14 protein-coding genes and 2 pseudogenes are annotated in these 19,094 nt (G+C 58.3%); 12 read left to right on the top strand and 4 right to left on the bottom strand.

Annotated features, from left to right (window positions below):
* Positions 1–348: 348 nt before the first annotated feature.
* The 3 genes and pseudogenes from MTX19_RS29945 to MTX19_RS29935 form a co-directional block, all read right to left on the bottom strand.
* Complete coding sequence (locus MTX19_RS29945) at positions 349–3,705, bottom strand: autotransporter domain-containing protein (RefSeq protein ID WP_280985601.1); 3,357 nt, start codon at positions 3,703–3,705, stop codon at positions 349–351.
* A 1,061-nt stretch (positions 3,706–4,766) separates the two neighbouring features.
* Positions 4,767–4,961 (bottom strand): annotated as a pseudogene (locus MTX19_RS29940) (tyrosine-type recombinase/integrase); the annotation flags it as partial.
* A complete protein-coding gene (locus MTX19_RS29935) occupies positions 4,874–5,722 on the bottom strand; it encodes a hypothetical protein (RefSeq protein ID WP_280985010.1) in 849 nt (282 codons plus the stop codon). The pseudogene MTX19_RS29940 and the gene MTX19_RS29935, both read right to left, overlap by 88 nt.
* Positions 5,723–7,464: 1,742 nt before the next feature.
* On the opposite strand from MTX19_RS29935, the gene MTX19_RS29930 reads away from it, so the two are divergent.
* The 12 genes and pseudogenes from MTX19_RS29930 (at position 7,465) to MTX19_RS29880 (ending at position 18,188) form a co-directional block, all read left to right on the top strand.
* A complete protein-coding gene (locus MTX19_RS29930; protein WP_280980520.1) occupies positions 7,465–8,211 on the top strand; it encodes a YqcI/YcgG family protein in 747 nt (248 codons plus the stop codon).
* Between the two features lie 247 nt (positions 8,212–8,458).
* Positions 8,459–9,709: an amino acid permease gene (locus tag MTX19_RS29925; RefSeq protein WP_280980519.1), complete on the top strand. Its 1,251-nt coding sequence runs from the start codon at positions 8,459–8,461 to the stop codon at positions 9,707–9,709.
* A complete protein-coding gene (locus MTX19_RS29920) occupies positions 9,706–10,800 on the top strand; it encodes a radical SAM protein (protein ID WP_280980518.1) in 1,095 nt (364 codons plus the stop codon). Before MTX19_RS29925 ends, MTX19_RS29920 begins: the two co-directional genes overlap by 4 nt.
* A gap of 326 nt (positions 10,801–11,126) precedes the next feature.
* Positions 11,127–11,303, top strand: a pseudogene (locus MTX19_RS29915) (transposase); the annotation flags it as partial.
* 2 nt (positions 11,304–11,305) lie between these two features.
* Positions 11,306–11,857 (top strand): IS66 family insertion sequence element accessory protein TnpB, encoded by a 552-nt coding sequence (gene tnpB / locus MTX19_RS29910; RefSeq protein ID WP_280980517.1) that lies wholly within the window; start codon positions 11,306–11,308, stop codon positions 11,855–11,857.
* Positions 11,858–11,908: 51 nt separating this feature from the next.
* Positions 11,909–13,315: an IS66 family transposase gene (locus MTX19_RS29905; protein ID WP_348638217.1), complete on the top strand. Its 1,407-nt coding sequence runs from the start codon at positions 11,909–11,911 to the stop codon at positions 13,313–13,315.
* Positions 13,215–13,460 carry a transposase domain-containing protein gene (locus MTX19_RS39345; protein WP_247388122.1) on the top strand — a complete coding sequence of 82 codons (246 nt, stop codon included), beginning with the start codon at positions 13,215–13,217 and terminating at the stop codon, positions 13,458–13,460. The genes MTX19_RS29905 and MTX19_RS39345 overlap by 101 nt, the downstream gene beginning before the upstream one ends.
* Positions 13,457–13,777, top strand: coding sequence for a hypothetical protein (locus tag MTX19_RS29900; protein WP_280980516.1), 321 nt, complete (start codon positions 13,457–13,459; stop codon positions 13,775–13,777). Before MTX19_RS39345 ends, MTX19_RS29900 begins: the two co-directional genes overlap by 4 nt.
* A complete protein-coding gene (locus tag MTX19_RS29895) occupies positions 13,678–14,058 on the top strand; it encodes a plasmid pRiA4b ORF-3 family protein (RefSeq protein ID WP_348638326.1) in 381 nt (126 codons plus the stop codon). Before MTX19_RS29900 ends, MTX19_RS29895 begins: the two co-directional genes overlap by 100 nt.
* Before the next feature lie 513 nt (positions 14,059–14,571).
* Complete coding sequence (locus MTX19_RS29890) at positions 14,572–15,819, top strand: glycosyl hydrolase family 28 protein (protein WP_280973120.1); 1,248 nt, start codon at positions 14,572–14,574, stop codon at positions 15,817–15,819.
* Positions 15,820–15,987: 168 nt separating this feature from the next.
* Entirely contained in the window at positions 15,988–16,998 is a 1,011-nt protein-coding gene (locus MTX19_RS29885) for a pectinesterase family protein (protein ID WP_280980515.1), read from the top strand.
* Between the two features lie 461 nt (positions 16,999–17,459).
* Complete coding sequence (locus MTX19_RS29880; RefSeq protein ID WP_280973118.1) at positions 17,460–18,188, top strand: sulfite exporter TauE/SafE family protein; 729 nt, start codon at positions 17,460–17,462, stop codon at positions 18,186–18,188.
* A gap of 235 nt (positions 18,189–18,423) precedes the next feature.
* Here the strand turns inward: MTX19_RS29880 and MTX19_RS29875 are convergent, their stop codons facing one another.
* Positions 18,424–18,699, bottom strand: a complete 276-nt coding sequence (locus MTX19_RS29875) for a hypothetical protein (protein WP_280973117.1) — start codon at positions 18,697–18,699, stop codon at positions 18,424–18,426.
* Positions 18,700–19,094: the final 395 nt, after the last annotated feature.

Genomic DNA, 19,094 nt, shown 5'->3' with positions numbered 1-19,094 from the left:
AGTCTTTTAGTGCACCGTTGGACATGACTGGCTAATTGCCGCGGGCAACTGCAAACTGCCTCGGAGTTGCACGGGACTGCCGGACGATGTCACCGACGCGGTCCTGGAAGCGGGGCTATTCGCTATTCGCCAAGTGCGGCCCCGGCAGCCGGCACGCGGCATTGGCGCCTCGCCGAACCTGACTGCGCAGCCGTGCAAGGCCGATTCAAGCGCGGGGACGTGACGCTGTCGATCCTTGACAATCTGTGGGTCACCCCTCGATGATAGCCCTATACTTCTCCTCGATCCCTTCGGATTCCGGGTCGATCCGGACACCCGGTCCTCCAAAAGCTCTCGCCTCCGGCGTCCTCAGAACTTCACGTTGAAGTTGGCGTGGAGGCTGTTCTGTGCGACGCCTGAGCCGAACTGACCCTGATAGGCGACGCCAAGGGTCGTGTTGCTGGAGAGCTGGAAGTCCACACCGGATTCTACGAGTGCCAAGTCCCTGCCAATGGATAGGCCCGAAGCTGCAAAGGCGCTAGAACCGGCAGCGAAGCTGCCTGTTGACAGCGGAATGTAGTCCCCAAAGGCATGGCGCCAGCCAAGGCCGGTCCGTACTGTCGAGGCTACGTGCCCAAACTGAAGGCTGTTAGTGGCTCGGATGCCGAGGGTGGAGAGGGTCGTTCTTATTGTGTCGGCGCGCATATCAAGTGTCGCTCCGCTCCATCCTTTCTCGCTAAAACCGTCCGTTTCGCCCTGAACATAGGCGAGATTGGCATAGGGCTCGACCAAGGAATGGTCGCTGACGTGAGCCGTGTAGCCGAGCTCCCCGAAGATCTGGAAGGTGCGTGCATCGTAGTCGGAGCTCAGATTGTCCCTGAAGCCCGGGAAGGCAACGTTGCGGGTCATCTGCAGATCGTGCCATGTGAAGGCCAGGCCTGAGCGGAACGCGATAGCTCCTTTTGGTGCAGCCCACTCGGTGCCGGCGTAGGTACCGACTGTGTACTCCTCGCTGCTGCCGAACGACCGAGGAGAATTAGCTATCAAGGTAGAGCGGCTGTAGCCTGCAAGAACGCCGAAACGCCAGTCGTCATCGACGGCCGTATCAATACCAGTTAGGAAACCGCCAATGGTGGATTTGGTCTTGGCGGCATTGCTCTCACCTGATTGCGTTGACCAGCCACCAAAGGCGAAGCCCCACGCCGCGTAACGCAGCAAGTCATCGGATGGAGCGCCGGGAGGCGTCTGTCCGATCGAACCGACAGCGGTGCCGGATTTGCCGGTAGCCTGCTCAGACCCATAAGTCATCACCGCAATCGGGTGGGATGGCGCGCCGCCGAAAGCCTGCTTCAGACGGTTGTAGACCGCCGAACGGGCATAGAAGCTGTTGTTGACCTGCTCGGCTGTGGCCGACGCATAGGCCGCTGGCGAAAGCTGACCCAGCGCAGATGTAACCCCTGTACCGTCCGGCGCGGAGAAGTCGAGTGCTCCGACGAGGGTGTGCAACCCTAAAGCGGCGTTGCCCGCGACTTGATCAAGTGCCGCTCCCACCTGCCGGCTGTTGGAATCGGCGGCATAGCGAGAGTAAGCCTCGGGTGGACGCGAGAACGTCACAGCGTACGTATTGTTGCCCTGAGCCGCGGCCACGGCTGTCAGGGTAGGTGATTGAAGAGATGTCGCCACGTTCGTGAATGAACCGGTGAGAGCTGTGGCGTTCAACCACTGATTGGATGCAAACTTGAAACCGCTGCCATACCAGCCACGCTGCGGCGCAATCGTGAACGTACCGTTGACAGCTGCATTGCCGTTCACCACGAGTCGGCTGAATGCGCCAGTATCGTTCAGTGCGACTTGCAAGCGGCCGCTAGAGGTCTGTAAGAAGTCGCCTTTCACCGTTATGCTGTTGTCACGGCCATTGATTAGCGGCGCGAACGTGCCGCTATTGATGAAACGGCCATCGGTGTTGAGCAGGTAACTGCCATTGCCAGTCAGCGTTGCACTTTGCGCGACATTCGCGTCGTACACTTCGTGATGTCCGGTAAAAAAAGAGCTGCCGCCCAACAATTGCAATGACAGATTGTTGTGTCCGACGATATTGCCATGATAGCGAAATGCAAAGCTTGGGTCTGGTTGCCCTGTAGAGTGACCACTCGCATCGGGCGCTATGCCGAACGTCAACTTTGTTAGCCGCGGCGCACCGTTTCCATCAACCTGGGCGTAATCTGAACGGATGTCCCCTGATAGCACCGCCCCACGCATCACATTGATCTGGCCCACATAAGCGTTGTTCGACATGTACATCGCCGCATAGTTGCCAGCCAGACGTCCGGTCAGGTCGAACGTGCTGACCAGCGGACCATTGATTTCATCGAGAATTGGGGCCGGTTCATTACGCGTGGTGTGAATGTACGAGCCACGATACTCGAAGCGATTCCCTACCACGTTGTTGCCGAAATCGAAGCTTGCGGCGATGCCATGGTTGCCGACAGCCTGCACGTCACCACGCTGGGTAAATGTGTGATCCTTGCCGTAGATGAACATGACGGCGCGCCCATTGGCGCCGTCCGCATAGACGCGAGTCCCGGGCAGGATTGTTATTGAATTGTTTCCGCCGTCGACGCGGATGCCCGCACCGCCGACGCCGCGTGAGAGCAGGTCGGCGCGCTGAACCACCGTATTATTGCTGCCATACACGTGCAATCCCAGCCCAAGCATGGCCGTATTGTAGGTGTTCGGAAGGTAGGCGGTACCACCGGCGTTGCGGCTGAAGAAGGGGTTGTCGTTCACCAGAGTCTGGCCACTGCCGTACAGTGAGTAGCCGAAGAAATTGCGCCGATCGATGGTGTAGCCGAGATCCTGGAGCGCTGCGAGCTCCGCCTCCATCAGATTGGTGTAGTTCCGGTATTTCTGATGGCTCATCAAACTGTTGTTGAGCTCGATATGCGACATGCCACTCGTCGATCGCAGCGGAACACCTGGCATGGCGCCGGCGAGCACTTCGCTCACGTGCCTCCCACCGAAATAGCCTTGATCGCGCCGGAGGTCGAAAACGTCGGCAGCTGGTGGGTTCAAGCATCGGGAACAATAAATCGTCTGCCCCGGCCGAGCCTGTTTGCCATTGTCATCGTACCAATGGCTCGTCCACCCATCTATCGTTTTGGAAAAAGACACCCAGTTAGTACCGTCGCCCAGCATGCCCAACGCATGTGCCATCTCGTGCACTACGACCGCTGGTAGATTCGTACTGGGTGTCATCGACACTTGGGACGGGATATACGGCTCGGATGAGAATCCCATCTGGCCGATTCCAATCACGCCATGCGCACCATCGTCAAGCTCGCCCGGATCCTGACCGGTGAGTGCCGCCTGCACCTTCGTGACGACCCCCTGATAAGCGGAAAAGCCAGACGCGTTGTCACTATGGTCTGCGACGATATTGATAATGGCCGGCGATTGACCAGGGACAACCTTGATGATTTCAGCCCAATACTGAATCCCGGCCAGCGCCTGATCTGTTTCCCATTGCGACAAATTCCGCACCGAGGACACCGGCTCCGCATTTTCGCAACAATAGGGGGCGTCGCCGGTACCGAATATTCGCGCCCGTATAAACGGCACACCGTTCGAATCCCTGACATCATAAGTTTCAATGGCCTGGCTGGGCGTGGCGAGCAACGCATAGGCCGCGACGGCCGTAGCCGTCCTTGCGAATTGTTTCGTTCTCAATTTATAGCCTCAGCTCGGGGGACCAATAGAAGCGCGCGTAGCTCAGCGTCGTCCGGAATTCGCAATTACGGGAGGCGCGTAGACATGCAGCTAGGGAGCAACAAAGCTCCGTCAGCCGCTCCCGCCTCTATCCAAAGCGGCGCGCCAGACGCTGCATATGCGTTTTGTTCGGATGCACCATGGCTGACAGGTTGGTCTTCACTGTTGTTCCTTCGAATGAGATGATCGCTCGTTGAGCTCGGGCGGCACCTGCCAAATCAAGACTCGTGCCGACTGCTGCGAAAGGCACCCCTGAAACCGTTCTGCATTTTATTCAGAGACTTAAGTGAGCGCGAAACAGCAAGGGTCGAAACACCACCTGTTGCGAACTCGACAAACCCAACAATAGTCGGCGCAGAGCTTTGAGGCGGGAGCGAACGAACGCTTCGGAGGTGACGCAGCGCAATGGCATCGGCCCGGACTGCTCACGGGAGGGCGCCGCCAGGTTGCGGCGCCGGCGGTCAAGACGCCGAGCTTCGTGCCGATCTAAATTGGTGTCGAGAGCCGCAGCGCAGCTGACGTGCGTATTTCATCGGCGAGGCCTTTGGACATCAGCGCGCGGCCGACGAAGGCCTGCGGGCTGGTCGAGATCGAGCTGAGTGCAGCGGATCGCGCCGGAGGAGCTGGCGTGGCTTTCGACCGCGGCGCTTCGGGCCATGCGTGGTTGCACTGAGCAACGAGCTCAAGGTGGAGCTCGCGGCACAGTCGGTCGACCTTCGCATTCAGTGCAAGCGATCGAAATCTTTAGAGTTGAGCTTGGTTGCGCCTGAGGATGCGCGAGCCGGGCACGAGCGCGCCGCAGTCCAGCACTCTTCGATGACCCCCATTAAGCGTAGCTGGAACCGGCTCAGGTGCCCGGCGTGGGTGACGCGGAGCGCATTGCCGCGCTGGGGGAAGAGTCCGCCACCTCGAACGCGGACGTGCGCCCGGCACCTGCCCTGGGCGAGATCTCAATCGTGCGTCGAGATCGTCGAGCGGACTTCTGGCTAGTGCGTCCGATTGGTTGCGACTTGCGTGCATCGCTCCGTCGACGACAGTCGCGCATGCCTAAGAAGTACTTGGATGAGCCGGATACCAGTACCGCGCCCATAACGGTGAGTAGCAAAGCTGTGCCGCAGAACATGTGCCATCACCCGCTGATCGAGGCGGGCATGCTGCCAAGCTTTGCGGCAAGTCTCCTGGAGGTGGCAACGCTCACCAGATCGCCCAGATTGCATCCCGAAGACAGCCAATGGCGCGGTTTGGCAAGATACCAATAGGATCGCAGGATGATGAGCAGCCGCAGCGACAGCATCATGTAGCGATCGTTGCCGCCCTTGCGGGCCGTCATCAGGATCAGCATGCGCTTGCTGTCGATTGCGCTGGCGTCAGGCGGCCGACCTCGCCGACCCGTAGCCCCGGCAGCGTAGGCCGTCACCAACGCAATGCGGTCGCGCAGGATCGGGACAGCCTCCAGGAAACGGGCAACGTCCTCCGCACTCAGCGCCAGCGGTGCTTGATCGGCTCGCTGGCCCATCATTGCGACGTGCCCAAGCTGCGTGAGCGCTATCGGTGTCGCGGGCGTCACGGTTGCGGCGAGTCGCCGGTCACGCGACGGACGCTGGTGACGCCACGGCGATGCTACCTTGCTTGTACTGTCTTGCTCATTCAATAGGTTGGCTCCGGATTGCGCTCTCCAGAACACCGATCTTTTGCTTTGTTGAGACGATCGTCTCGCCGCGGTCGCGTTCGCATCACCGGCGTCATGTCTATTGATAGAATGTTCTACTCGATAGCGCGCCACCCGAAATTGGTGAGAGCATTCTGGCTGCAAGGGAGGTTTCTCTTCAGTAATCGCGGCTATCGACGTCGTGCTGCGACGTTGAACTGTCTCGTTCAAGACGTCGCTTGGCTTAGGCGCGACAACAAGATGTCTGCATCCAGACAGTGCGGCGAGAGCTGTCCTTTCATCGAGAAAGCTCTCAAATGTCTTTGGCATGCCGGTTGCTTGAAGATGCGGCGAAATCCGTCGCGATCATGATCGTCGTCCAACCCTGATCGACATATTCAGATGAGACTTGCTCAATTGATCGCGGTCAGAGCTGTCCTGATGCGCTCGCGTCCAAAGCGCGCAGCTGCCTCGCGACGTCTCTCATCTTCGGGTGGCGTTCAGTTTGTCGGCCGCTATCCAATTGCCCGGTACAAGGCATGGACGAATGGCGGGACTCAAAGAGATGGTGTGCACCATAGTCAAAACGTTATGCCACGAGGCAATCGACCGCGCGGCCGTTAACCTGAGGCTCAAGCGCAAGTATCGCATGGCGGCGAGATGCCGAACCTGTGTTCTTAAAGCTGACCGCCGGACACGCATCGGCAATTATAGATAACAAGAAAGATGATGCAGGGCGATTGGGAGCTCGAAGAAATATCGAGGCGACGAGACGAGCTCAAGATAACACTCCTTCGCGCTCAACGGTTGTAATCGAGTGCAAGGCAGAATTGGCGGACCTCGAGCAGAGGCTTGAGCGTGGGGAGGGCCTGTCGGCGCTCGGTGAACGCCAGAGCAGCGCTGCGGCAAGTGCTGCGGCACGGAGCGCGCGACTGCGCAAGCCTCGAACCGCCGCGGAGCCTATTGGCCCGCAAGCGGATGCCATGGCGTTGACGCCTCGATCGCGGATCGTTGACAGCGGCGGCCGCGCGCGTCGTCGGAGAAAGGTGGTGTCATGAGGCACAAACATCACGGAGCCATGCATCTTGGGCGCATCGCGTTGCGAACTCGGCGGCGGGATCGGGTCGGTCGCGGTGCTTGGCGATCACATGCGCGCGGATGGCAACGCAGATAGGGGTGCGATCGCCGCGTTATTTTATGGCGATGCGCCTGTTACGTGCTTTGGCTGCCTACAAAAATATGTTGTCAATCACGAATACAGAGCTATCCGCCCGGGGCAGGACCCGTTCGCTCGCGTAGATACTCTCCTTCGTTCGTGTTGCCCGCAGATGTGTTTGAATGTGTGCTCGCGAAGCGATTGTCCGCTGCGATGATCCGCTATGCGCTCTGCGGACAAGCAAGCTCTTCAAGCGACTGCCGCAGCAATGCCATATCGAATAGCGTCCTTGCGATACCTTCGATTGCACCGCAAAAATGCTGCAGCATCTTGATGACAAATGCCTGTTCCTGCCGAAAGAGGGGAGCGACCATTCGCAGGAAAGTCGCTACGCAAGGCTCATCGCCGAAAGCGGAGCATTGAACCCGCCGAGTTGGTTCAATAGGGCAACAACCGCCGTGCCCGCGCAAAGCGAACGTCCTCGGCGAACTCGCATCCTCCTTTGCCGCCCTCAATGCCCCCTGACTCGCGCGCCGTTGCGAGCCTCGGTGTCGTCTGTAGGACATCCGACATAGCGATGTCGGAGTGGTCGTATTGCTCTGAAATGAGTTTCTCATTTGGCACGACGCCTGCAAGGGATCCGCGAACGCGCTGTATCATGGACTGAGAACAACTCATCCCTTGGTCGGGCGCGCCGAACATACGGTTGTCAGCAGTGGCTGCGCTCCCGAGCCGACCCCGCGCATTGGGGGCCCAGATGGAGACATCCGGCAACGCTTTATGAGGGATGCTCTTTGCGCGGGAACACGGTAGGGGCCGATAGAACGGAGCCGGTCGTCGCAAACGTGTACGCCGCATCGCGTCAATCCGTCAGGGATCGTCAACAATGCTTGTCACCTAAATCCGAGGAAAACATATGCTAATCAATCAAGGAGAACTTGCCAACCTCACTGATAAATTCCAGTGGGGGCACGCAGCGATCTCGTATGTTCTATCGAAGTTCAACAATGTGGCCGAAAACGGTCCTGGATTTCCATGTTTTTTCGGGCGGAGCGCGGTCAAGCGCGGCAAGTTGCGCTTTCTCCTCATTCCATACGATTACGGAAAATCACGGTACGAGCTTGATATTCTAGCTTGCGGCTTACGAACTTACATTGAACAGATCGATATCGACGCTCTCGATGTTAAGGGCCACCACCCACTCCTCGTGCTTTTTGAGCCAGTCGCCGCGCTCTCCACCACGGATCACTTCAAACAGGTCTTCATAGAAGCGATGCAGTTTCTCATCGATGAAGATCGGCGACCTTGGCCTGTGCACGTGGCCAAGGATCCTGCGCACCACACGTGGACGATGTGCTTTCACGGATGTGAACTCTTCGTGAATGTAAGTCATCCTGCCTACGTTCTTCGCAGAAGCAGGAACATGGGAGCCGGACTGGCCTTCGTTATCAATCCGCGAAAGATCTTCGACATTGCAGCTCCCGCCGATCAGCGAGGCAGAGCTATTACAGCGAAGATCAGACGCAGCATCGACATCTATGATGATGTCACACACAGCCCATTGCTAGGATCGTACGTTCTAGGGGAAGCGCAGTGGCAGCAGTACATGATCCCCGACAACAATGAGGACGCTCCACTCGAGTGCCCTCTGCACTTCAAGTGACTGGCGGCATGTCAACGGCTTCCCTCCGTCCTTCTCTCCACCTGGATCTTGAGACCAATTTGGGTGTCAGGCAATGTGGCCGGTCGCGCTTCGCTTTTGTGGCCGTACAATGATTGAGCAGGGTCAATGGTCTTGCAAATGAGAGACGCTGCGGTGATGCCCGCTTGCGACATACTGTCGGTAGTACGCAGACGCACGACTCGGTGTGGTTACTACAGAGAATCTATTTCTCATTCCGAGGACTGGTGTGAAAGATGAAAGTCAAGGTGAGTTCAAGGGACACCTGGGACTTGCCTCAGGGATATTGCTTATAGTCACAATAATCCTTGGGTCCGGCATCCTCGTGCTCCCAGGACTTGTGTTCCAGAAAATCGGGCGGGATGGCATCTACGCTTGGCTCGCATGTTCGCTGCTCTCTGTACCGATCCTAACAACGATGGTTGTTCTCGGTAGCGCATATCCGAACACTGGCGGGGTTGCATACTATGCAAAACTTGCCTTCGGCCAGTACCCAGAGTTGCTCGTGGCACTGCTCTTTCTTGGAGCGACATTATTGGGTTTGCCATCGATCGCAATTGTGGGATCGGCCTACTTACAGAAATTAACCGGCTCCAGCGTGGATATTCATCTGCTTGCCGCGCTGTTGATTTTGCTTGCTGCCTTCATTGCCCTGTCTGGCGGCGAGACACTCTCAAGTGGCGTGAGGCTGGTGGGCGGATCGTCGTTATTCCTTCTGGTAGGCGCTCTCGTTGCCCTCATCGTGCTAGCAGTGCGAGCCAGCGGTGTTGGGTTCAGTCGCCCCTCAGATTTCTTGTCGGTTGCGAGTCAGATCCCGTTGATCTTCTTCTCCTTCACGGGTTGGGAAATCGCGTCCCATTTGTCCGCGGATTTTCGGAATCCTAAGAATTTTGGCCGAGCAATGTTCTTCGCATTTGTTCTGGTTTGTAGTGCATACGTCGGCAGCGCGGCGCTCGTGCATATCGCTGATATTAAGGCGAATTTCAATACACCAATATTTCAGGCTGCGGCGCAAGTCGCGCCATTCGCACCAGGCTGGCTGGTTCCTTTGCTTGGTGTATCGCTGATCGTTGCCAATCTCTTCGGGTCAGTTGTGGCCGTCTCACGACTTGTTCTTTACCTGTCCGGTCGACGCTTCCTTCCTGCCAGCCTCGGATACTTGCGCGACGGTGCGCCCCGCAACAGTGTCTATTTCGTGGCTGCATCACTGATCGTAATCGTGGTCTGCGACAAGATTGGGTTGCTCGATATTGAAATGATGTTCAGCTTGGCTGGAACGAACTTTATTGCCGTTTACGTGATTTCTGCGATTGCATTGGTTAGGCTCCGAGGAGGATTGGCTGCGTGGTTGCTCGCTGCTGCGATTTTGATTCCCTCCGGGTTGATCATATTCAGCGCCGCGTCTTCTGTTTCTTATATCGCATCGACTGCCCTCATTGCCTACGTCTTAGTCCGAAACAATCGAACGAGATTGATATGAACCAGCTCCATATCAATGAGGTATTCAGGGCCATCTCGATCGAGGAGGGCCTGTTACCCGTGAAGGTCACGCCATTCTATGAAAGGAAGATCAAGGAAGAAGTTGGGGCGCTAGGCAATCATCTGGGACCGCTTCACCGGGTGTCCTTTCCAACGCGGGACAGAATCTCATTGAGGGCCCCCAACGAGGTAAAGGACTTCGTCGACGACCGGTCAAATGCGTGTGGCCCCGCCAATAAGACCTCCGCCGTCAGAAAGTACGCCGATCGCGTGCTTTTCTTGACCACCTCGAGGTGCTTTGGGAATTGCCAGTATTGCTTCCGCACGGACGTACTTAGAGAGAACGCCGCCATTGACGGGCGATCTGAACTAGATGCAGATCTGCGTTATCTGCTCGAATACCTTCGTAGCCAACCAGAAGTCACTGAGGTGATCCTGTCGGGTGGAGATCCGTTGATCCTGCCAGGATCACGGCTGGAGGCAATCATTGAAGGAATTCGATCGGTTCCATCGGTGAAGTCAATCCGAATTCATACAAGGGCGATCGTGTATGAACCGAAGGCTTTCACTGCGGAGAAAATTGATCTCTTTGCGAAACATAACCTCCGTATCACCTTCCACATCGTGCACCCATACGAAATTTGTGACGAAGTGTCCGAAAAGATCGCAGAGCTTCGACAGCGCAAGCTTAGACTTTACAACCAATTTCCGCTGCTACGTAACACTAATGATCACCAGTTGGTCCTTTATCGACTCCTGGAAATGCTCGACGACAGGGGCGTGCGCAATCTGTCGATCTTCATTCCGGATCCCATCAACTTCTCCGCAGCCTTCCGCGTGCGTTTGAGTCGCGTCTGGCACATTTCTGATCGTCTTAACTTCATTTCACCATCATGGATCAATTCGACACGCTTTGTGTTCGATTCCAGTCGCGGGAAGGTAAGGCGAGAACATTATTCTGAAACGAATAGCGGGACTGATGTTGCCATCTTCGTACGAGACGGAAAGTCAGTTTCCTTTCCCGATTTTCCTGAGCATCTTGATGTCCCTGGCAAGATCGAATTTATGCTGTGGAAAGAAAAGTGGCCATAAGGGATGATATGTCGCCGGTTTGGCGGATGCCGATATAGGGTGATTTTCCGGCGCTCCCGCGGGTTCTTTTTGGCAAGCGGGGGGTACGATTGCTCACTTTCAGTCCAGCTTTATCGTTCGGCCGCGATCCGGGAATCTGTTCTGCAATGACGAACCCGCTTCTCCGGTGAGTTCGCGCTGGTGAGTGTTATCACTACGACCAAAAGTAAGCGTGGCGTTGAGGCCCTTGAGAATTTTGGTACTCAATCCTGAGAGCACCGCTAGAAGAGTCATCTTCTGCAAGGGTGCTCACAATGGACGACCATTCGGACGACATAAGACGACCGTTGTCACCGCGTATCGAAGTGTACGCAGGCGCAGGTCGAAAGCGCTGGCCGGACGATTTGAAGGCACAGATTGCCGCGGAAAGCCTCGAGCCGGGCGCGATTGTCACAGATGTCGCGCGTCGCCATGGGTGCCGACCCCAGCAGGTGCACGACTGGCGGCGCCGGGCGCGTTTGGGCCAGTGCTGCCGGCTTCGGCGGACACGCTGTCGTTCGTGCCGGTGGTGTCGGAATCGGCGCTACCAGCGGCCGCAGAGGCCACCGGGTCGCCGGAAGCAGCCGTAGTGACGGTTGAGCTCCAGGGGGCACGCGTGGAGGTGCGGGGGACGCCTGGCCTTGCTGTGTTGAGTGATGTTCTTGGCGCTTCGACGGACACGTTCATGCTGATGCCGCCCGCGAGCCTCATGATCTACGTGGCGACGCAACCTGTGGACTTCAGAAAAGGTGCGGAGGGCTTGGCGCTGTTGGCGAAGGAGACGCTGGGCCATGACCCGATGAAGGGCGTGGCGGTGGTGTTCCGTGCGAAGCGCGCCGATCGGGTGAAGATTGTCGTCTGGGATGGCAGCGGCCTTGTGATGTATTGGAAGCGGCTCGATGGCAGCGGCTTCAAATGGCCTCCCATCGTGGCCGGCGTGATGCGGATGAATGCCGCCCAGCTGTCCGCGCTTCTGGCCGGCATGGATTGGACGCGGATGCACGCGCCTCGAATCCCGCAGCCGAAAGCACTTGCGTAGGACATAAAATCTTCGCTGCATCGGGGCGCGAAGCATGGCAGACTTGGGCCAATGAGTGATTTGCCTGATGAGCTGCCCAGCGATCCAGCCGAGCTGCGTGTCTTTGCCGCGGCTCTGCTGGATCGCTGCGCCAGGCTTGAGCGGTTGCTCAAGCTTGCGAAGGATGCGCAGTTCGGTCGGTCCTCGGAAAAGCTGGACGCTGATCAGCTCCAGCTTGTTCTGGAGGATATCGATCAGGCCGTCGCGGCTCTCGAAGCAGCCGAAGATAGTGCCAATCCCAAAACATGCGAGAAGAGAGCTGCCGAGCGCAGAGCCAATCGTGGTCAGTTGCCGGAGCATTTGCCGCGCATCGTCGAAACCCTGATGCCGGCTGCAACCTGCTGCCCGTGCGCCCTTTTTGAGATCGGTCACGATGAGAGCCAGAGGCTGGACGTCGTACCGGCGCAGTATCGCGTCATCGTTACCCGCCGACCCAGACTGGCCTGCCGCGCCTGTCATGGCGTCGTCCTCCAGCACGCCGCTCCCGAGCGATTGATCAGGGGAGGATTGCCCACCGAGCGGCTGGTCGCGCATGTGATCGATGCCAAGTATCATTGGCATTTGCCGCTTTACCGCCAGGCGCAGATGCTGGCGACGCACGGAATAGCGCTGGACCGTTCCACGCTCGCCTTCTGGGTCGGCTACGCCGCCCAGGAATTGAAGCCCTTGTGGCATCGTCTGCGCCAGCTTCTGCTCGCCTCTTCGAAGCTCTGTGTCGATGAGACCCCGGCGCCGGTGCTGGATCCAGGGCGCGGCAGGACCAAAACCGGCTACTTCTGGGCGCTGTCACGCGATGACAGGCCCTGGGCCGGACCTGACCCACCTGGCGTGGTTTACGCCTATGCACCGGGCCGTGGGGCCGTTCATGGCTTGAGGCTGCTCGAGGGCTATCGCGGCATCATCCACTGCGACGGCTATCAGGCTTACAAGACCATGACCCGAGAGACGCGTGCGGACGCCTTGTCCGGAACGCTCGCCTTCTGCTGGTCGCATCTGAGGCGCCAGTTTGTGAAGATCGAGCGCGAGGCTGCTCCGGCGCCAGCTCCGGTTGCCCGCGAGGCTCTTGAGCGCATCGCCCAACTTTACGCGGTCGAGAAAGCGCTCCGCGGCCGATCGGATGCCGAGCGCCGTGCTGGCAGGCAGGCGCATGCCCGACCTCTGGCTACAGCCTTGAAGCAGTGGTTTGAGGCCAAGCTTGATCACCTTGCACAAAAGAGCGACACGGCGAAGGCCTTGCGTTACGCGTTGCGTCATTGGGACGGCCTGACGCTCTACCTTGATGACGGGCGCATCGAGATGGAATGCTGTCGAGCGTGCGATGCGGCCGATCAAGCTCAACGCCAAGAACTCCCTTTTTGCCGGTTGCGACGAGGGCGCCGAGAATTGGGCAGTTCTGGCTTCGTTAATCGAGACCTGTAAGCTCAATGGCGTCAGCGCCGAGCACTGGCTCGCTGATGTTCTCGCGAAGCTCGTCAATGGTTGGCCTGCGGCGCGACTGGACGAACTGCTCCCTTGGGCGTCGATCTACACGATGCATGCACACGATCCGAGGCTGGCGGCATGAGCCTGAACACGACCGCGGTCCGGATCAAGGTGACCCTCAAGGATGTGAAACCGGAGGTGATGCGATGCCTTGTCGTGCCGCTCACGCTGCGCCTTGATCGGCTGCATCTGACGCTTCAGGCGGCGTTTGGCTGGACGAACAGCCATCTCTTCGAGTTCCTGGCCGGCGAAGGACGTGGGGTATCCCTGATCCCGATGGAGATTTTGGCCCTCAGCCCATCGATGCCCGCAAGACGCGGCTCTCTAATATCGTTCAGGAGACCGGCGCGAAGACGATCCATTATCTCTACGACTTCGGCGATAGCTGGGATCACGTGATCAAGCTCGAAAAGTGGTTCGACAACACGACAACAGAGGGACTTCCGTTCTTGCTCGAGGCCGCCGGCCGTTGTCCTCCGGAAGATGTCGGCGGTGCGCCAGGCTATGCCGAATACCTCGACGCCATCAGCGACCCCACCCATCCGGAGCACGAACATATGCGCCTCTGGGGCCCGCAGCAGTTCGATCCCAACGTCATCGACCGGAAGGCGCTTGCGGCCGCTGTCAATGCGTTGTCCGACATATGGAAGCCGCGCCGGCGCACCACGCGCTCAAAATAGACGTCAAGCGCCAATCAAATGGGCCTCAGAGCTACGCTTACGACCAAAACGCGAGCGTTGTCGATGCATGCGGGTCATAGGCGAATGCCGGCCTGGCCGCGTGATGATAGCGGTAGCCGTAATAGGCGAACGATAGGGGCTATGTCAGGATTACAACAACGTTCAGAGAGGCAGTCCGCGCATCCATCAATTGCTTTCGCAGCCGCGCACCGACGCCCTGCAGGATCGCTCTTCCTCTCGCGAATAGAGTCGATCCAGCTCGACGAAAGGCACGGTGAGACGGGTCTACGAGAAAGTGCGCCCTCGCGATAGCCATCCTGAACGGGTGACCTCTTGCAGGAAAAGTCTTTCTTCGCGCAGCGCTCCTGCGAGTTCGTCAAGTCCACGTCTGCTTTGCGTCTTACAATTGTCATCTTGCACGGGCCAGTGCGCCGAGCGGCGGTTGATCTGGTCTGCGCGCAGCCCCGACAGGGCAGGCCGCAAGGATGCACGCAGCAAAGCATGAAGAGGTCGATGACAAATCTGTTTCGCGACTGGATCTTGTTGTCCATAGTTGGCGTGATGACTCTTTGCCCCGCTGCCAGAGCGCAAGACCGCCGCGTGGTCGTCGAACCCGTTGCACCTCGTGCGGTCTGTGACCGGCCGGTGCCATCTGGCAACAACGATACGGCCAGGCTGCAAGACGCGATTGACCATTGTCCAGCTGGCGCAGCGGTCTATTTGGGGCGTGGTGAGTTCAGCTCGGGTCCACTCGAGATGAAATCGGGCGTAACGCTCTGGATCGGGCGTGGGGCCAGGCTTTTTGCCATTCCCGAACCAACTGCGTATGACAAGGGCTGGGGCCATTGTGGGCGCATCGCCGGCAAAGGTGACGGTTGCCGGCCGCTCATCAGCTTTTCCAAAACGCGTGGCGGCGGCATCTATGGCGAGGGCATCATCGATGGCCAAGGCGGCACAGCCATGGCCGGCAGTGCCGAAACCTGGTGGCAGCTTGCTCGCCGTGCGCAGGCAGAGGGCGGCCACCAGAACGCGCCGCGTTTGATTCAGATTGACCATGCACAAGACATTACTTTCCACGGCATCACCTTGCGCAATGCGCCCAATTTCCACGTTGCGATGAACCGCGTCGAGGGAGCCACCTTCTGGGACGTCACCATCGATACGCCCGCGGACGCCCGCAACACCGATGGCATCGATCCGGGCGCTAGCCAGGATGTCACCATCTCCCATAGCATGATCCGCACTGGAGACGACAATGTCGCGGTAAAGGCTGGCAACAACGGTTCGACCCGGTATATCTCGATCATCCATAATTATTTCGGATGGGGACACGGGATGTCGATTGGCAGCGAAGTGAACTCCGGTGTCAGCGACATCCTCGTGCGCGACCTGACCCTGGACGGCACGACATCAGGCCTGCGCATCAAGAGCGATGTCAGTCGAGGCGGCCTGGTGGAACGGGTGACCTATGAGAATGTGTGCCTGCGCGGCAACCGGTGGCCAATCATGTTCGATACAAAATACGATCCTCGCGCCGATGGTGATAGAATTCCGCTCTATCGCCAGATCGTTCTGCGTCATGTCCGCGGCGATAATGGGACGCTGTTGATGCGCGGGCTTGACCAGGCGCATGCTCTTCAGATTACGATGGACGACGTGCGCTTTGGCAAGTCAGCGGCTTGGCAGATCGAAAATGCCGACGTGACGGTGGGAAATTCCGGCGTATCGCCGCCCCTGCCGGGGCGACTGCCGGACCGCTAGCTATTGGATGGGAAGGCTGTTCGCAGACACTTCCCAATCACTAGGCCGTCGGAACAAGCTGATGTCGGACGCATCCGGAAAGCGATCGCAACGCGCAAGCGGGCGTGAACCCTCGGCATCAGCGCACGGACGCGCTCAAACCCCGACTGCGACTATTGCGGCGGTTAGATGACATCTTGGGTCATCATCAACAGTAAGATTGTTGTGAGGATTTTCGCGCTTTCCGCCGTCGTTCTGGCCGGATGCTTTGATCCCTCGCAAGCACATGCGCAACCACTTCTGGTCTCGCAAGTCGACCAGAATGCGTATCACTCCCTTCAAGCGGCGATCGAGGCATTGCCGGCGCGCGGCGGCGATATCCTGATAGCGCCGGGCACCTATCGCGAGAAAGTCAAAGTCGTCAAGCCTGGTGTTCATATAAAAGGCTCCGGCAAGAAGCCGGACGACACGGTTGTTGTCTACAACGACGCCGCGATCAATGTGGGGGGAACCTCCCATTCCGCGACCCTGGAGGCGTCAGGCGACGACTTTCGGCTCGACAATCTGACGGTCCAAAACGACTACTCCCTAGACAAGGCCAATCCGCCCTCCCAAGCGGTGGCGTTATCCGTGACCGGAGACAAGGACGTGATCACCCACGTCCGCGTGCTCGGCGCACAGGACACGCTGTTCGCCAATAAGGGGCCGAACGGCCGAATGTCGCGTCAATACTTTTCGGACTGCTACATCGAAGGCCATGTCGATTTCATCTTTGGCAACGCGAAGGCTTATTTCCATCGATGCGAGTTGCACGCCATCGCCCACCACACGGTCGTGTATACCGCGCAAAGCAAGGCCTCGCCGGACGAGGATAGCGCCTATGTGTTCGATCACTGCAGGCTGACGGCCGATCCTGCCGCGCGAGAGATCGCCCTCGGGCGCGCCTGGCGGCCCTATGCTGCGGTGATCTTCTTGTCGACTGAGATAGACGCGCCAGTGATCCCACAAGGCTGGCGCGAATGGACGCCCGGAAAGACTGACACACTGACAACGGCCTACTACGCCGAATACAAGTCCACCGGCATCGGATCCAATCCCGCAAGGCGCGAACCTTACTCCCATCAACTGAATGGCAGCGAAGCCATGCAGTGGTCACTCAAGACGTTCTTTGCCGGCGAGACGGCGTGGCTGCCCCACTAGCCATCAAAATGGGATCCGGTGGCATATTCGAGGCTCGCCAAGATGATTCCAGACCTGCTGCTCGGTTGAGGCACGTCTCGGACGCTGTCAGCACGATCAATGTCCTCGTTGTCTGACTGCGGACAGGATTTGTCGGCATTCGTACATTGCGCGACGTCATGGCCGCTCTTCGGGAGAAGGACACGCGTGTCCTTGATCATGATCGCGTCGTCATCTATCGCGGCATGGCCCAACCATTGCAGGTAGAGCAAATGATGCAGTGGGAGATGTTCGCAAGCATGGTCATGTTCGGCCGTGATTTCACTTTGTTGAGCAGGGCTTGCGCAAGAGGAGGTCGCAGTGGCGGATAAATATGTTAGTCACGCGCTCTGTTTGCTAGATCGAAATGAGCGAATGTGGGTAAAGCGCCTGTCGGGTCCCGTTCGGCCATGTTCGAGTCCTGCTGCCCACGGACAATCGAATTGACCCTGTTCGCCGCGCTGTTGATAGGCGTTGTCTCGCTGTTGTACGCGTCCACCGGCCTGGTCGGGGGGACAGCGTTTCTCGCTGTCATGGCCTTCGCAGGGCTTCCGGCCGAGCAGATGCGTCCGACGGCGCTTGTTTTAAACGTGCTTGCCGCCGGCTATGCGACTTTCGTGTTGCATCAGCACAAAAAGATTGAGTGGCAGCTGCTTTGGCAGCTCGCAATCCCATCGATGTTGACCGCCTTTGTCGGCGGATGGTTGGCGCTTGACGGGTCGCTGTACTGTGTCATGACCGGCGTTCTGCTGATCGCTGCCTCCATCCTGATGTTGCTCAAGCCTGGACTTGACGGCACCAGGCACCGCCAGGTGTGGCCCGCTCATGCCGCGTCGGTCGGTGCTGCCACGGGGCTGCTCTCCGGCTTGACGGGGATAGGTGGTGGTGTCTTTCTGATCCCATTGATCCTGGCGCTTGGTTGGGTCTCGCCGAGACAGGCAGCTGGACTCTCTCCTCCGTTCATCCTTGTCAATTCGGTGCTCGCACTGGCTGGAGTGCTGGTGTCCGGCCAATCGGTGAATTCCGAGGTCGCGTTCTATGCGATCGGTGCGGTATTTGGCGCAGTGCTGGGAACCTTCATTGGGCTGCGCTGGATGTCGAATTGGACCACTCGATATGTTCTGGCAACGATTTTGCTTTTTGCAGGCGTGAGATTGTTGTTGCGGTCCTGACGTTCGGCTTGGCTTGTCCGCGGCCGCTTTCGAACCAGTTGCGTGTTGCTCTCGGCAGAGCGCAATGTCGATTCGAGGGTATCGGCGATTGAGGGAACTCCGACTTCGAGATCGATGAGACGTTTGGGATGGCACCCGCGTTGCGCCAATCTCGCAATTGTTGTGTTTGGCGATCAATTCGACGGCGCTTCTATGGAGAGGCTTGATTTAAGAGGGCTTTCGCCATGAGTGCGCTTTACGCGATGCACACTTTGTTGGAAAGGGCGGAAGGGGTGGCGGTGCCGTTTATGTTGGTAATGGCAAGATCGTCGGGATCGATGTCGGAAACCTGCGCTATACAGGCACCTTTACGGAGCAGGGCGGCCGCTTGCAGGGCACTGTTGATCTTTATGCGCCGACCGGTGGCACGCTTGTAACCGACGCTCAGGTACCTGCGGGCAGCAGATGGAGCATCGCGCTCGATTGGCCGGACGATTTTGCTGATGGTAGCGTCCAGGCCCTTGTCGTCCAAGGGAGCCCAGTACACGTCGTATTTGAGAAGGTCGGGGATATCTAACGTCCTCATAGCTCGGCAGTTGTTAGCCGGCAGTCGTCATCGTTCTGTCGTTGTCCGTGCGATTGCGCCGGTGCGCCCGAATCACAATAGGCATGCCGGTTATGATAACCGATAGGGAAGCTATCCTGTTCGTACTCGCCATCTAAGGCGCGGCGCTCTCCAGTTGGAATCTGTAGAACGGTCTTTGCAATGATCGGCGCGCCGCGTCACCTTTGGTCTCGAAAATTCCGTCGACACGAGCTCGCTTAGCGCATGACGCCCGATGCTGCGGCCGAGCCTGCCGCGTGGGACATGAATGTCGACAAGCGCTCGCTGGCGGGTCGGCGTTAACAAACCTCCGGCGATCTAAC

Source organism: Bradyrhizobium sp. ISRA464, assembly GCF_029910095.1.
Taxonomy (GTDB): domain Bacteria; phylum Pseudomonadota; class Alphaproteobacteria; order Rhizobiales; family Xanthobacteraceae; genus Bradyrhizobium.
The sequence above is the reverse complement of the archived record's forward strand: the minus strand, read 5'-3'. Positions and strand labels throughout refer to the sequence as shown.